Here is a 15,131-nt window from a genome sequence, read left to right on the forward strand (position 1 = left end):
CAAATCAATTTCTAAATAGATTCAAATTCACGCAGTCCGCCATGGCGGCGTAACCTGCCGGGTTGGGGTGCAGGTTGTCACCGCTGTTGTATTCCTCAGCCAAAAAACCCGCACGGTTTTTATCTTCCAGGCACTTCTCAAAATCCACCACACCATCACTCAAATGTTGACTGCGTATCCAGGCATTGGCTTCATCACGAGAACGTGTTGCGGCTGTAGTACCGTGCAATACAGGCACCAACTCTGTCACCGTTCCTTGCGCAGGCGGTATGGTGCCCAGAATAATTTTCAAGCCTGCATTCCGGGCTTTGGCAATCAACTCTTGGTACCCTGCAATCAGTGCTTCAGATGTGGGTGCTTGCCCTGGTTTGGGGTTTCCGAAATCGTTGGTGCCTATCATCACCAACACATGGCTTACACCCTGGGTTTGCAGCACATCGGCATCGAAACGGGCAAGCAGTGATTTACCAAACTGGGGCAACCAGCCATCGCGCAAAAGCTCGTTGCCACCAATACCCGCATTGGCCACGGTAAAAGGCATGCCCGCATCGTTGAAGCGGCGCTGCAAATGGTTGGGATAACGTTGATCGGTGGCCACCAGTGGCGAACCGCGTCCGCTTAACAACGCCGTGGTTGAATCTGACCCATCGGTGATGGAATCGCCCACTGCAACCACTGTGCTAACCTCGGGCCGCGCCAACACTTCCAGTGCTTCAATCACCAAAAAATTGGCGGTGTAACCCTCAGGCGCAGCCACAAAAACGCTGCCATCTGCATTGGCGGCATGGTCGCCGGGCAGGCTCAGGTACAGCACTTCATTCGCATTCAAATGGCGGGTTACCTGTGGCGTAAGGCCCGGTGCGTAAAAACTAACCCCCAAGCGTTTAAACGCCTGCACCGGGTACACCATCCAGTCGCTCACCACCGTTTCACCGGCCTGTAAAGTTACGCTGGGCTGGCCATTGAAGGTGAGCAAACATTGCGTATTGGGCACCATATCGGCACTGCCCGGTGCGGCTTCCTCAGCCAAATGAATATTGCTAAAAGTAACTGGGAGGCTTGAATACCTGTTGCTTAAACGCAAGCGCACCACATCACCCGCCCAGTGCGGCGCAAACGATTGCCGCACCGTTAAAAAGCTGATGGGGTGCGTAATCAGCGCGTCGCCGGGCGCAGTTTTCCATGAGGTAACCGCGCGGTCCGGTACTGAATTGCCCTGAATGGGCGTGCAAAAGTTGGCGCTACTTGCACGCACCATAGCAGAGCCATTGGCGCCGCTACCCTGCTGGCCACCACAGGCTGCCAGCAACAGGGCACAAACCATGCCCACAACACGCGTAAATGAAATGTTCATAACAAGGAAAAATTGATAAATTTGACACGATTGCGTATCAGAATAAATGTGATACGATTCCGTGTCAAATATTTCAAAACATGCAAAAAAATCGTGACTGAACCCAATCACACCCTGTCCCAGCCGGCCACACTTCGCAGCTATGGCGGTAAATCCGCAGAGGAACGGAAGACCGCACGCAAACGCGCATTGGTGGAAGCTGCCGTTCAATTGTTTGGCACGCAAGGTTTCGCAGCCGTCAGCATTGATGCCATTTGTGCAGAAGCTGGCCTGACCAAACGTTACTTCTACCAAACCTTTCCCAGCCGCGAAGCCCTGTTGACTGCTGCCTATGAATCAGCAACGCGAGACTACATGCAATCCATTTTGGCGGCAGTCTCCCCCCACCTCATGGACGCCCGCAAACTGGTCCGCGCCGGGCTTGAGGAAAGCTTTGGCTTTGTACAGCGCAACCCTGTTAAAGCGCGGCTAATATTGATTGAAGCCATGACCGTGCGTGGCCAACTGGGCGAAATGTACGGTGAGCGTTACGATGCGTTTGTCGATCTGATGCTGCAATTTACCCGGCCGTTTTTAAGCGGCCCCAAAGTGCCCGACAAAGTGCTGCGTGTGATGGCCAAAAGCGCTGTGGGTATAATTATTCATTTGTGCCAAAGCTGGATAGCCACCGACTTTAAACAACCAGTCAAGGAACTGGTGGACGGCACCGAGCGCGTGTTTGGCGGCATGGGCCGCGAACTCGGCGTGAAAGGCTACATTTGAGTGCAATACATCGCAGGTATACTGCCGCATGAACGAATTACTTCTGCGCCTGAAACTGGCAGTTGCACACCCTCACGACGACAAAGTTTCCGTGCGATTTTTAGCCGACATGCACGGCGAATCCGCCCACGGCGCATTGCTGCTTTTTCTCGCAGTGCTCACCCTGCTGCCCATTCCCTTCTCAGGCTTTTTGTTCTCATTCGGAATCTGGGCAATTGCACGCATGATGTGGATCAACGACAGCAGCCACGGCCTGCCTGAATCGGTGTGCCGCGTTCAACTGTCCAAAACATCAGCCACCCGGATGATCAAGATTTTGACGTGGATCTACACCAAAGCTGACCTGGTGTGCAAACCACGGCTTGAAGCACTCAGCAGCCCCGCCCACAGGGGCTGGCTTGTTCCCTTCATCGCGCTAATGGGCTTTATCATTTTTTTGCCCATACCCGGTGGCAACGGCACCCCCGCAGTTGCACTTATATTGATTGGGCTTGGGCTGATGGCGCGCGATGGTATTGCGATCATCGCGGGCATTGTGACTGGCTTGGTGGGTGTCGGTGTGTTGGGGTTTTTGGTGTGGTTGATATTGAGAGTAGTGTGAAATGAAATTTACAGGCAAAGAAATTTGCTCAATTTTAAAACAAAAAAGCCCAAGCTTTTAGACTTGGGCTTTTTCAATTTTGGTCGGAATGAGAGGATTCGAACCTCCGACCCCTTGCACCCCATGCAAGTGCGCTACCAGGCTGCGCCACATTCCGAGAAGGCTGGATTATACCTAGAAACGTTTAAGCTTTCAGGGCTTCACGCAAATTTAGCAATTGTTCTTTCAAAACTTCACGATCAATCAAAATTGGCAACGGTGCATCGCCCGCAGGACCATTTTTTTCTTGATCCAAACGATTGCGTGCGCCGTTAATGGTGAAGCCGTGTTCATACAGCAATTCACGAATTCTGCGAATAAACAGCACTTCGTGATGCTGGTAGTAACGGCGATTGCCACGGCGGGTAATCGACTTCAGCTGCGTGAATTCTTGCTCCCAATAGCGAAGCACGTGGGTTTTAACGCCACACAATTCAGACACCTCACCAATGGTGAAATAACGCTTGGCCGGAATGGGCGGCAAGCTGGCTGAGGGTGGCGTTCCGTCTGGGTTTACGGTTTTTTGCATTGAGTAATTGGCTTATACTTAAATAATTTAGTGAAAATTATTCAACCAAAGCTTTAAGTTTCTGGCTGGGATGAAAGGTTACCACTCTACGCGCTGCAATGGGAATTTCTTCGCCAGTTTTTGGGTTTCTACCTGGGCGTTGTGGTTTGTCTCGCAGCTGAAAATTGCCAAAACCCGACAATTTGACCGAGTCACCACCTTCAAGAGTGGTGCGAATTTCATCAAAAAACGCATCGACGAAATCTTTCGCTTCGCGCTTGTTCAGGCCCAAGCTGTCAAACAGCATTTCAGCCAGTTCGGCTTTGGTCAGAGACCCCGATGCCAGACCGTCTTCAATCAGGTCCATGCGGTCGGAGCGGGCTGTCATCTCGTTACTTCGGTCGTCGTTCAACACAAATTGATCCACAGTGAGTTCTACCTATTAACCAAATATATTTTTATCGCAAACGAGCAGCGCAACGCTGGCTGGCTTGCTCAATCATTTTCTTTAACAATGGCTCGATGTCTGCATCGGTCAGGCTGCGGTCCGCGGCCTGGAGGGTTAACCTGAATGCCAAACTTTTCTCATTTAGATTCAGACCCTTACCTTCTTCTTTCGGTACGAATTCATCAAAAAGGATAACCGATTTCAGCCAGCCAAGGTTGTCATCTTTCACTTCCGTGAAGGCTTTTTTAAGTTGCGCAGCAGCAATTGCCTGGTCCACCACAAACGCCAGGTCACGAACCACCACAGGTTGCTTGGACACCTCTTTGAATGCAGGCAACTTGCGGGTGTTCAGGCCATCGAGCAGCAACTCAAACACAATAGGCGCTTGGGGCAAATCGTACTCTTGTGCCAGCTTGGGGTGCAGCTCGCCGATAAAACCAATGGGCTGCTTGTTCACCAACACGCGGGCACTGCGGCCTGGGTGCAAGGCTGGGTGTGGGTTTGCAGCATCGAATACTTCAAAGTCCACCTTGCGGCCATGCAGCAATTGCTCTACATCGCCTTTTACATCAAAGAAATCGAGTGCGCGGTTATTGCCGGCAGCCCATTGCAGCTGGTCGGCCAAGCCATAGGCCAAGCCGCCCAATTTCCAGGTTTGCTTGAAACCGGCCACGGTTTGCGCACCGTCTTGCACCTTGTCGTCTTTCTCGAACACACGGGCCACTTCAAACACGCGCAAGCGGTCAACACGGTGGCCCAGGTTGTGTTTCAACACCCCAGCCAAGCTGCCTATCAAGGTGGAGCGCATTACGCTCAAATGGCTTGCAATCGGGTTCAGCAGGCGCACGGGGTTGGTGTTGGCATTGAAGTCAGCCTCCCATTGTTCGGGCGTGAAGCTGTAGCTGACCACTTCCTGATAGCCCAGCGCTGCCACTTGACGGCGAATGGCATGGCGGCCAATTTTGCCTTCAGCGGCAGGAAGCATTTTCAGCTTGCCCATGGGCGCGCGCAGCGGCAAGCTGTCGTAGCCAACCACGCGAATCACTTCTTCAATCAGGTCTTCTTCAATATTAATGTCGAAGCGGTAGCTAGGTGGGTTGACCACGTAGCGGATTTCAGCGCCCTGCCCCTCGGTTGAAAACTGAAAACCCAGCTTGGTGAACACATCGTTTACTTGCTCAACAGTGAATGGCATGCCAATCACCATTTCAGCACGCGCATGGCGCAGCGTAACCGGCTTGCGTGCAGGCAGGTTCAACACCTGATCCACCACGGGGCCAGCCTGGCCACCGCAAATTTCAAGAATCAAACTGGTAATGCGCTCAATGTGCTCGGGAATGGTTTGGAAGTCCACGCCACGCTCAAATCGGTGCGAGGCATCGGACGAGAAATTGAATTCGCGCGCACGGCCCACAATGGCGTCGGGGTGCCAAAACGCAGCTTCCACAAAAATATGGGTGGTGCCTTCGTTCACTGCAGTGTGGTCCCCACCCATAATGCCAGCCAGCGCTTCGGGGCCATTGGCATCACAAATCACGCCCATGTGCGGCTTCAGCGTTACTTCCATGTCGTTGAGCAGCTTCAGCTTCTCGCCGTCGCGTGCCCAACGCACGGTAAGGTCGCCCTGCACTTTGTCCAGGTCGAACACATGGCTGGGGCGGCCCAGTTCAAGCATCACGTAGTTGGAAATATCGACCAAGGCGTTCAAGCTGCGCTGGCCTGCGCCTTCAAGGCGATCAACCATCCACTGCGGTGTTTTTGCATTGTTGTTCACACCACGAATAACGCGCCCGGCAAAACGACCGCACAGATCGGTGTTTTCAACTTTCACATTCAGTGTGTCGCCAATGCTTGCGGCCACAGGTGCAAATGAAGGTGCGTTCAGTGCTGCGCCTGTCAGTGCTGCCACTTCACGGGCCACGCCCCACACGCTTAAACAGTCCGCGCGGTTGGGTGTCATTTTCAGGGTGAACTTCATCTCGTTTAATCCGAGAAGTTCACGCACATTGCCACCCACGGGGAAGTCGCTGCTCAGAATGTGAAGGCCATCGACATCGCTGGGCACGCCCAATTCTTTGCCGGAACACAACATGCCGCCGCTTTCAACACCGCGCATTTTGGTGGGCTTGATCTTAAAGCCACCAGGCAACTCGGCACCGGGCAAGGCGCAAGGTACTTTCAGGCCTTCAGCCACATTGGGGGCACCGCACACAATTTGGCGCACATCGCCCTCGGCAACCTGCACTTGGCACACGCTTAAGCGGTCGGCATCGGGGTGCTTGTCTTTTTTAACAACCAAACCCACCACCACGCCAGAAAATTCTGGGGCCAGGGGTTCAAGTTCTTCAACCTCCAAACCCGCCATGGTGAGCTTGTCGCCCAGCTCTTGCGTGTTTAAAGGGGTGTTGACGAGAGACTTCAACCAGGATTCTGTGAATTGCATCTTGAAATATCCAAAACTGGTTTATTTAAATTTAATTGAATTGCTGCAGAAAACGAATGTCGTTTTCATAGAACAGGCGCAGATCGTTGATGCCATAGCGCAGCATGGTCAAACGGTCGGGGCCCACACCAAAGGCAAAGCCCGTATAGGTTTCCGGGTCGATGCCCACATGGCGCAACACATTCGGGTGCACCTGTCCGCAACCGGCAATTTCCAGCCACTTGCCCTTGTTGGGGCCGCTGGTGAATGCCATGTCAATTTCCGCAGACGGTTCAGTGAACGGGAAAAACGAGGGGCGAAAACGAATGGTGATGTCGTCGGTTTCGAAAAAGGTTTTCAGGAAATCCATGAACACCGCTTTCAAATCAGCAAAACTGACACCTTCATCAATCCACAAACCTTCAACCTGATGAAACATGGGCGAATGGGTTGCATCGCTGTCTACGCGGTACACGCGGCCCGGCGCAATAATGCGAATGGGCGGCTTGTTGGTTTGCATGTAGCGCACCTGCATGGGCGAGGTGTGCGTGCGCAGCAGGTTACCGCCGGTGCCTTCAACGTAGAAGGTGTCGTGCATGGAACGCGCGGGGTGATTCTCCGGTGTGTTCAATGCGGTGAAGTTGTGAAAATCGGTTTCAATTTCAGGCCCATCGGCCAAATCAAAGCCAATGGTGGTGAAAATTTCTTCAATGCGCTCTAGTGTGCGCATGGCTGGGTGCAAACCGCCGGTGCCACGCATGCGACAAGACTTGGTGACATCAATGGCCTGTGCCTGCAGCTTGGCTTGCATGGCGGCATCGGCCAGCGCCTGGCGCTTGGCATTCAACACGGCCTCAACCTGCTGCTTAAGCTGGTTGATTTCCGCGCCGCGGGTTTTCTTTTCTTCGGGCGACAGCGCTGCCATGCCTTTGAGCAACTCGGTGACCTTGCCCTGCTTGCCCAAAAACTGGGCCTTGATGTTTTCAAGACTGGCCGGGTCGGTTGCCGATGACATGGCCTGTTCGGCCTCGGTAAGAATGGCTAAAAGCGATGCATCCATGGGTATTGGGTCGATTCTTCTTGAGATTGGAACGGCTTTGCGTAGAGCCCTGAATTGTACCGCCTGAAAACAAAAACGGAGCCCGAGAGCTCCGTTTTGTTTAGTCTTTTCGCCGACTTAAGTGAAATACCTCACTGGTAACACTTATGACAATTATTTGACTAGCTTAGGCCTGCGCTGCACGCACTTGACCCACGATGGCAGCGAATGCTGCTTTGTCGGTCACTGCCAAATCAGCCAACACCTTGCGGTCCAGGCCAATTGCAGCTTTCTTCAAGCCATTTATGAATACGCTGTAGGTCATGCCGTGTTCACGCACTGCTGCGTTGATACGGGTGATCCACAGGGCGCGGAATACGCGCTTCTTGTTGCGACGGTCACGGTATGCGTACTGACCAGCACGCATAACCGCTTGCTTGGCAACGCGGAATACATTGTTACGACGACCGCGGAAGCCTTTGGCTTGGGCGATAACTTTTTTGTGACGGGCGCGAGCCGTTACACCACGTTTTACTCTAGGCATTTGACACTCCTCCCTGTTATGCGTAAGGCATCATGTCGCGAACGCGACCGATGTCTGATTTATGAATCGTTTCCATGCCGCGCAATTGACGCTTGCTTTTGGTCGTTTTCTTGGTGAGGATGTGGCGCTTAAAGGCGTGGCCACGCTTGATCGATCCGCTTGAGCGGACCAAGAAACGCTTGGAGGCGCTCTTTTTGGTCTTCATCTTGGGCATCTTGGTGCTCCTGATACTGTTTGGTAATTGAACCAAACCTGCTTGCAGGTGGCTTCGACGAAGCACTTTTCTGACCTGGTGGGCAATTTGTTGCGCTGTGTTTTTACGCACAATGCAGCAAGCCCGCGATTATAGCGCGGGTTTGCTAATACTGGCAATCTTTTTGGAAAATTACACTTTCTTGCGTGGCGCAATCATCATGACCATTTGGCGGCCTTCCATTTTGGGCATTTGTTCTACCTGACCAATTTCTTCGAGGTCGTTGCGAACACGCTCCAAAAGGCGGGCACCAATGTCTTGGTGAGCCATTTCACGTCCGCGGAAGCGCAAGGTAACTTTGCACTTGTCGCCGTCTTCCAGAAAACGGGTCAAATTACGCAACTTCACGTTGTAATCGCCGTCGTCTGTTCCGGGGCGGAACTTGATTTCCTTGATTTGAACCTGTTTTTGTTTGGATTTGGCCTCAGCAGCTTTCTTTTGCTCTTGGTAACGGAACTTGCCGTAATCCATCAGCTTGGCCACTGGCGGCACCGCCTGGGGTGCAATCTCTACCAAATCCACACCGCCTTCTTCAGCCATCCGCAGCGCGTCTGACGTTTTAACGATGCCTAACTGCTCACCCTCAATTCCAATGAGGCGCACTTCGGGGATACGAATTTCCTCGTTCGTGCGATTTTTCTTTTCTGCTACGATGTCTAGCCTCTTTCTTCTGGTTAAATAAAATCAGGCCCTGCTGTTGATTTCACCCAGCAAGCGCTGAACGAATTCATCAACAGGCAAGGAGCCCAGGTTTTCGTTACCGCGCAGGCGCACAGCAACTTGGTTTGCATCACGTTCCGCGTCGCCGATTACAGCGATATACGGGATTTTCTGCATAGTATGCTCACGGATTTTACGATTGATCTTTTCATTACGCAAATCCGCCTCCACCCTAATGCCTTGTTTTTTCAACATTTGCACCACATTGTGCGCGTATTCATTGTGCGCTTCAGTGATGGTAGCAACCACCACTTGCACCGGCGACAGCCACACGGGCATGGCACCCGCATGATTTTCAATCAAGATGCCGATGAAGCGCTCCATTGAACCCACAATGGCACGGTGAAGCATAACAGGCACGCGGCGACTGTTGTCTTCAGCCACATATTCGGCACCCAAGCGACCAGGCAACTGGAAGTCAACCTGAATGGTGCCGCACTGCCATGAACGACCGATCGAGTCTTTCATGTGGTATTCAATTTTAGGGCCGTAGAAAGCGCCCTCGCCCGGCAGCTCGGTCCACTCAACGCCACAGGCCTTCAAGGCAGCACGCAGGGAATCTTCGGCTTTGTCCCAGGTTTCATCGGTGCCCAAACGGGCCTCGGGGCGCAAGGCCAACTTGACATTGATTTCATTGAAACCAAAGTCAGCGTACACCTGCATGGCCACCTGGTTGAATTTGGTCACCTCTTCGCGAACCTGATCTTCGGTACAGAAAATGTGACCGTCGTCTTGCGTGAAGCCACGCACTCGCATAATGCCGTGCAAGGCACCGGAGGTTTCATTGCGGTGGCATGCACCAAACTCACCATAGCGCATAGGCAAGTCGCGGTATGAACGCAAATCGCTCTTGAACACCTCGATGTGACCCGGGCAGTTCATCGGCTTTAAGGCGTAGTCGCGCTTTTCCGATTCGGTCGTGAACATGTGTTCTTTGTAGTTGTCCCAATGACCCGACTTTTCCCACAGCCTACGGTCCAGAATCTGAGGGCAGCGAATTTCCTGGTAATCACCATCCAGATACACTTTGCGCATGTACTGTTCAATCTGCTGCCACAGTGCCCACCCCTTGGGGTGCCAAAACACCAGGCCTGGCGCTTCGTCTTGCATGTGGAACAAATCAAGCTGCTTGCCCAGTTTGCGGTGGTCGCGCTTTTCAGCTTCTTCAAGGCGGTGCAGGTAAGCGGCCAGGTCTTCTTTCTTGGTCCAGGCCGTGCCGTAGATACGCTGCAACATTTCATTGTTTGAATTGCCGCGCCAGTAGGCACCAGCCACTTTCATCAGCTTGAAGTGCTTCAGTTTGCCGGTGTTGGGCACATGGGGCCCACGGCACAAATCGATGAACTTGCCTTCGCGGTACAGGGAAATATTCTCGTTGCTGGGAATGCTGGCAATAATTTCCGCTTTGTAATGCTCGCCTTGGTCTTTGAAAAACTGCACGGCGTCGTCGCGAACCCATTCTTCGCGGGTAACCACTTCATCGAGCTTGACCAACTCGGCCATTTTTTTCTCGATTGCTTCCAGGTCTTCAGGGGTGAAGGGGCGCTCGTAAGAAAAGTCGTAGTAAAAGCCGTCTTCAATGACCGGGCCAATGGTGACCTGCGCTGTGGGGAACAATTCCTTCACGGCATAGGCCAACAGGTGGGCCGTTGAGTGGCGAATCATGTCCAGCCCTTCCTCGTCCTTTTCAGTGACGATAGAAAGTGAGGAGTCGCTTTCGATGGTGTAGGAGGTATCAACCAGCGTGCCGTTTACCGTGCCGGCCAAGGCGGCTTTCGCCAAACCGGGGCCGATGCTTGCAGCCACTTGGGCGACTGTCACGGGGTGATCGAAAACACGTTCGGATCCGTCAGGCAGGCGGATAACTGGCATATGTACTTCCCTTACGATTGTTTAGGCTTGGATAGACTTTTCATCAACCCTCTATTTTAGCCTTTCAATCGGTGCCTGAATGTTGAAATCAAACCAATTTGGGCTTGTGAATGCCTTCCTTGATGTCTTTTTTCACTTTCTTCGCCGCTTTTTTCTCTTTGGGTGAGCTTAGCGCTTTCTTCTTGTCCATCTTGTTGCTTTTCTGTTCATGGCCCATGGCCAGCACTCCTGAAGGTTTCAAGCATGCAAATGCAAACCTGATTCCTGCATTGTGCAACGGAATGGAGATTCTTGATGATTTAGTTTTGGGGGGAGAATTTGGTAGGACCGACTGGAATCGAACCAGCGACCTCTGCCATGTCAAGGCAGCGCTCTAACCAGCTGAGCTACGGTCCTAAAGAAGAGTGCGAAATATACACCAGTGCGCTTGCGGGGGCAAGTCCAAACGCGCTTGACAAGACTTCTGACAAGAACTATTGTCATATTCAATTTTTCAAGACCTACCTCACCCACAAGGAAAGCAAATGGCCATTAAAGTCAGCCCTCAATCGTTTGAATCCATGCGCAAAGTCATGAACGGCTTCTGGATTGTGGTTCCAGCCTATTTGCTGATTAGCCTGGTCATGCCTTTCCTGTTGGTGCTGGCCGCTTTGCTGCTGGTGGCGCACACGCTGGAATTGCCAATTGCCTTCTTGCGACTGCGCGGTAAAAACTTGCCAACCATGGAAGTGGTGTCAAAAACCCTGCTGTATGGCTTCACCTGGTGGCTGCCGAAAAGCCTGGAAGCAAAATAAAACCAGTCACATTGCTGTTTATGGCTCGGGGTTTTTGTCAAAAAAGAGTCATATAACTGTCACAAGGTAGTCAAATCGAGCGCGTTTAATGGGGCCATGACAAGAACATGGACATTAAAAATGCGCTCGAACCAGTTGAATTTCAAGCAGCAACTTGCCGAACAACTGTTTGCGAAAGCGACAACAACTGAAGAACATTCCCTCAATGCAGCGGCATCCGCAGTTTCTCAGGGCGCTGACCCGGCTGACCCCGCCCCAGAGGAACAAGGTTCCAACAAATACCGCACCATCTGGATTTCAGACATTCACCTGGGCACGCCCGGTTGCCAGGCCGACGCCCTGCTCCACTTCCTGAAACACAATGAAAGCGACACGCTGTACCTGGTCGGGGACATTATTGACGGCTGGCAATTGCGCAAAAGCTGGTTTTGGCCGCAAAGCCACAACGATGTCATTCAGAAAGTGTTGCGCAAAGCGCGCAAGGGCACGCAAGTGGTGTTTATTCCCGGCAACCACGATGAAGCCGCGCGCCAGTTTGCAGGCATGACCTTTGGCGATATTCCGATTATGGAAAATGCGGTGCACGTCACCGCAGACGGCAAACGTTTGTGGGTAGTGCATGGAGATGAATTTGATCAGGTGGTGCGCTATGCCAAGTGGCTGGCCTACCTGGGCGACACGCTGTACACCTTCGCTTTGACCATGAACCGAATGCTGAACAACATTCGAATCAAGCTGGGTTACCCGTACTGGTCGCTGTCCCAGTTCTTGAAGCAGCAGGTCAAGAACGCGGTGAACTTCATTCTCGAGTTTGAGCATGCTCTGATACATGAAGCCAAACACCGCGGCTACGACGGTGTTGTGTGTGGCCATATTCACAAAGCCGAGATTAAAGAAGTCGACGGCTTGTTGTACTGCAACGATGGCGACTGGGTGGAAAGCCTGACCGCCCTGGTTGAACACCCTTGCGGCAAACTGGACATTGTTCACTGGCCACACCGTGACCTGCCGGTTCGCAAACAAAAAGCGCTTGCGCACACAGCAGCGGAGTGAACCACCATGCGAATTCTGATAGCAACTGATGCCTGGGCACCACAAGTCAACGGTGTGGTACAAACGCTCAGCCAGGTGGTGGCACAGCTCACTGCCCGCGGCCACGACGTGCGGGTGATTCACCCTGGTTTGTTCAAAACCATTCCTTGCCCCACCTACCCTGAAATTCGCTTGGCCCTGTGGCCTTTCAACCGCCTGCGCACTGAACTCGACCAGTTTAAACCGCAGGCCGTGCACATTGTGACCGAAGGGCCCATTGGCTTGGCCATGCGTTTGCTGGCCCATGGCCGCAAGTTGCCCTTTACCACTGCGTACCACACGCAGTTTCCCGAGTATGTCAAAGCGAGGTCGGGCATTCCCATTCGCTTTACTGCCGCACTGTTGCGGTGGTTCCATAAGCCCTCCCGCGCAGTCATGGTGCCCACCCAATCAGTAATCACCACGTTGAAAGATCGTGGTTTATCCAACTGCGTGCTGTGGCAACGGGGTGTGGATTTGAAACGCTTCAATCCCGATCAATCGGCCGCCAGCAAGCACCTAAGTTACAGCCCGCGCGATTTGCCTCAAGATGACGCGCAACAAGTAGAACTGCTGCGTCGACTGAATGAATTCACGGAGGAAAAACCGGTGTTTCTGTACGCGGGTCGAGTGGCTGTGGAAAAAAACCTGGAGGCTTTTTTAAGTCTTGAATTGCCCGGCGAGAAGTGGATTGCTGGTGATGGACCTGCCCGCAAGGCGCTTCAAAGGCAGTTTCCCGAGGCCAAGTGGTTTGGCATGTTGAACCATGCTGCCTTGTCTGAGTTGTACAAACGTGCTGACGTGTTTGTCTTTCCCAGCCTGACCGACACGTTTGGATTGGTGCTGCTTGAGGCCATGGCCAGTGGCTGCCCCGTGGCGGCCTTCCCCGTGAACGGGCCGCTGGATGTAGTAGGCAGTTCCGGTGCTGGCGTACTGGACTGGAACCTGAAAACAGCCGCCATGGCCGCATTGAGAATTGAACGAAATGCGCCACTGAAACACGCCAGCACGTTTACCTGGGAAAACTGTGCTGAGCAGTTTCAAGGTTATTTGGCCCCAATTGGACTGGGCAACCTTGCCCCCAAGAAGCTGCCGGGCAACCCCAAACCTTTGTCCAACCGCCCCTGAAGTCGATTGCCCTGTGAATTGCCTATAATAGGTACAAAATGAAAACTCAAAACCTATTCTCGGGAGCAATACAAATTGGGATTCCTAGCCGGTAAAAAAATTCTGATCACAGGCCTGCTGTCAAACCGTTCAATCGCTTACGGTATTGCCAAGGCCTGCCATGCGCAGGGGGCTGAACTGGCCTTCACTTACCAAACCGAACGCTTTATCGACCGTGTAACCGACATGGCTGCCGAGTTTGACTCCAAGTTGGTGTTTCCTTTGGATGTGGCTGAAGACGCTCAAATTGAAAGCCTGTTTGCCGAACTGAGCAAACAATGGGATGGTCTGGATGGTTTGGTACACGCCATTGGCTTTGCACCACGCGAAGCCATTGCAGGTGACTTTCTGGAAGGTATTTCACGCGACGCGTTCCGCATTGCGCACGATATTTCTGCCTACAGTTTTCCGGCACTGGCCAAGGCTGCCTACCCCATGATGCAGGGCCGCGAAGGCGCATTGCTTACGCTGAGCTATCTGGGTTCGGTGCGCATGGTGCCCAACTACAACACAATGGGTTTGGCCAAAGCATCGCTGGAAGCATCTGTTCGCTACCTGGCCGAATCACTGGGCCCCAAAGGCATTCGCGTCAACGGTATTTCGGCTGGCCCCATCAAAACACTGGCTGCCGCTGGCATTAAGGGCTTTAGCAAAATTTTGCACGCCGTGGAAGACGCGGCCCCACTGCGTCGCAACGTGACCATTGACGATGTGGGCAACGCCGCTGCCTTCATGTTGTCCGATTTGGCGCGTGGCATTACTGCTGAAATTACCTATGTGGACGCGGGCTACAGCACGGTTGTAGGTGGCATGGCAGAATAAGGAACATTGTTCCTAAAACGTTTCACCCTAGGGCGGTATTCAGGTGAATCAAGCACATGCAAACACGGCAACCCTCGCTGTAGCGGGGGTTTCAAAAACACTTGGTGGCGTTCAGCTTTTTAAAGACGTCAATCTGCAACTTCAGCAGGGTGAATCTCTTGCAGTGGTTGGAGAATCGGGCTCAGGCAAATCCACATTGCTCCACCTGATGGCGGCCCTGGATCAGCCCGACACAGGCGAAGTGTATTGGGCAGGTAAAAATATCTGCACACTCAACACCAATCAAGTGGCGGCCATTCGCCTTCGGCACGTGGGTCTGGTGTTTCAGGCCTACTACCTGATGCCGCATTTAAGCGCCCGACAAAACGTTGAACTGCCCTTTCTGCTTGCGGGTCAAAAACCCGATTCCGCACACGCATCACTCTTGCTGGAACAAGTGGGCATGGCCCACAAGGCAAATAGTTTCCCCCGAGAAATGTCGGGTGGCGAGCAACAGCGCGTGGCCATTGCGCGTGCCCTGGCTTTGAACCCGCCCCTGATACTTGCAGACGAACCCACAGGAAACCTTGACGAAGACAACGCCGAACGTGTTCTGCAGGTGTTGCTGCAAGCCTGCAATACACATGGCTGTGCCTTGGTCATGGTGACGCACTCCATGAAGGCAGCAGGCCATTTGAATCAACAACTCAGCCTGGCCGAGCACCGACTGGTATGA

General features: G+C 52.9%; 17 protein-coding genes and 2 tRNA genes. 7 read left to right on the plus strand and 12 right to left on the minus strand.

Translation table 11 applies throughout. The annotated features are described in order from the left end of the window. Positions 1-4: 4 nt before the first annotated feature. A complete protein-coding gene (locus P0D43_RS11915; protein ID WP_341238003.1) occupies positions 5-1,354 on the minus strand; it encodes a GDSL-type esterase/lipase family protein in 1,350 nt (449 codons plus the stop codon). Between the two features lie 93 nt (positions 1,355-1,447). Here P0D43_RS11915 and P0D43_RS11920 point away from each other — a divergent pair, with 93 nt between their 5' ends. Next, on the plus strand, positions 1,448-2,116 hold the full coding sequence (locus P0D43_RS11920; RefSeq protein ID WP_394672514.1) for a TetR/AcrR family transcriptional regulator: 669 nt from the start codon (positions 1,448-1,450) through the stop codon (positions 2,114-2,116). Between the two features lie 28 nt (positions 2,117-2,144). Further along, a complete protein-coding gene (locus P0D43_RS11925) occupies positions 2,145-2,717 on the plus strand; it encodes an exopolysaccharide biosynthesis protein (RefSeq protein WP_341238005.1) in 573 nt (190 codons plus the stop codon). A gap of 80 nt (positions 2,718-2,797) precedes the next feature. Here P0D43_RS11925 and P0D43_RS11930 read toward each other — a convergent pair. The 11 genes from P0D43_RS11930 to P0D43_RS11980 form a co-directional block, all read right to left on the minus strand. After that, a tRNA-Pro gene (locus tag P0D43_RS11930) sits at positions 2,798-2,874 on the minus strand. A 27-nt stretch (positions 2,875-2,901) separates the two neighbouring features. Then, a complete protein-coding gene (locus tag P0D43_RS11935) occupies positions 2,902-3,285 on the minus strand; it encodes a MerR family transcriptional regulator (protein ID WP_394672515.1) in 384 nt (127 codons plus the stop codon). Between the two features lie 37 nt (positions 3,286-3,322). Next, a complete protein-coding gene (locus P0D43_RS11940) occupies positions 3,323-3,676 on the minus strand; it encodes an integration host factor subunit alpha (protein WP_371717251.1) in 354 nt (117 codons plus the stop codon). A gap of 46 nt (positions 3,677-3,722) precedes the next feature. Further along, positions 3,723-6,155, minus strand: a complete 2,433-nt coding sequence (gene pheT / locus P0D43_RS11945; protein WP_394672516.1) for a phenylalanine--tRNA ligase subunit beta — start codon at positions 6,153-6,155, stop codon at positions 3,723-3,725. 31 nt (positions 6,156-6,186) lie between these two features. Further along, the gene (gene pheS, locus P0D43_RS11950) at positions 6,187-7,149 is read right to left on the minus strand and encodes a phenylalanine--tRNA ligase subunit alpha (protein ID WP_394673724.1); all 963 of its coding nucleotides are present in this window, start codon (positions 7,147-7,149) and stop codon (positions 6,187-6,189) included. 211 nt (positions 7,150-7,360) lie between these two features. Beyond that, positions 7,361-7,717: a 50S ribosomal protein L20 gene (gene rplT, locus P0D43_RS11955; protein ID WP_008249959.1), complete on the minus strand. Its 357-nt coding sequence runs from the start codon at positions 7,715-7,717 to the stop codon at positions 7,361-7,363. A gap of 16 nt (positions 7,718-7,733) precedes the next feature. Continuing rightward, positions 7,734-7,931: a 50S ribosomal protein L35 gene (gene rpmI / locus P0D43_RS11960; RefSeq protein ID WP_008249957.1), complete on the minus strand. Its 198-nt coding sequence runs from the start codon at positions 7,929-7,931 to the stop codon at positions 7,734-7,736. A gap of 171 nt (positions 7,932-8,102) precedes the next feature. Then, complete coding sequence (infC, locus tag P0D43_RS11965) at positions 8,103-8,624, minus strand: translation initiation factor IF-3 (protein WP_159571815.1); 522 nt, start codon at positions 8,622-8,624, stop codon at positions 8,103-8,105. Positions 8,625-8,654: 30 nt separating this feature from the next. Continuing rightward, positions 8,655-10,562: a threonine--tRNA ligase gene (gene thrS / locus P0D43_RS11970; protein ID WP_394672517.1), complete on the minus strand. Its 1,908-nt coding sequence runs from the start codon at positions 10,560-10,562 to the stop codon at positions 8,655-8,657. An 88-nt stretch (positions 10,563-10,650) separates the two neighbouring features. Beyond that, on the minus strand, positions 10,651-10,803 hold the full coding sequence (locus tag P0D43_RS11975; RefSeq protein ID WP_159570850.1) for a hypothetical protein: 153 nt from the start codon (positions 10,801-10,803) through the stop codon (positions 10,651-10,653). 78 nt (positions 10,804-10,881) lie between these two features. Next, positions 10,882-10,958 (minus strand) — tRNA-Val (locus P0D43_RS11980). Positions 10,959-11,086: 128 nt separating this feature from the next. Between P0D43_RS11980 and P0D43_RS11985 the strand changes: the two genes are divergently transcribed. The 5 genes from P0D43_RS11985 to P0D43_RS12005 all read left to right on the plus strand — a co-directional run bounded on the left by P0D43_RS11985 (position 11,087) and on the right by P0D43_RS12005 (position 15,131). Continuing rightward, a complete protein-coding gene (locus tag P0D43_RS11985; protein ID WP_008249951.1) occupies positions 11,087-11,356 on the plus strand; it encodes a hypothetical protein in 270 nt (89 codons plus the stop codon). A gap of 120 nt (positions 11,357-11,476) precedes the next feature. Further along, positions 11,477-12,409 carry a UDP-2,3-diacylglucosamine diphosphatase gene (locus P0D43_RS11990; RefSeq protein WP_394672518.1) on the plus strand — a complete coding sequence of 311 codons (933 nt, stop codon included), beginning with the start codon at positions 11,477-11,479 and terminating at the stop codon, positions 12,407-12,409. Positions 12,410-12,415: 6 nt separating this feature from the next. Continuing rightward, the gene (locus P0D43_RS11995; protein WP_394672519.1) at positions 12,416-13,555 is read left to right on the plus strand and encodes a glycosyltransferase family 4 protein; all 1,140 of its coding nucleotides are present in this window, start codon (positions 12,416-12,418) and stop codon (positions 13,553-13,555) included. 75 nt (positions 13,556-13,630) lie between these two features. Next, entirely contained in the window at positions 13,631-14,416 is a 786-nt protein-coding gene (gene fabI, locus P0D43_RS12000; protein WP_159570859.1) for an enoyl-ACP reductase FabI, read from the plus strand. A gap of 43 nt (positions 14,417-14,459) precedes the next feature. Then, a complete protein-coding gene (locus P0D43_RS12005) occupies positions 14,460-15,131 on the plus strand; it encodes an ABC transporter ATP-binding protein (protein WP_341238170.1) in 672 nt (223 codons plus the stop codon).

The organism is Limnobacter sp. (genome assembly GCF_043511195.1).
In the GTDB taxonomy this organism is placed as follows: Bacteria; Pseudomonadota; Gammaproteobacteria; order Burkholderiales; family Burkholderiaceae_B; genus Limnobacter.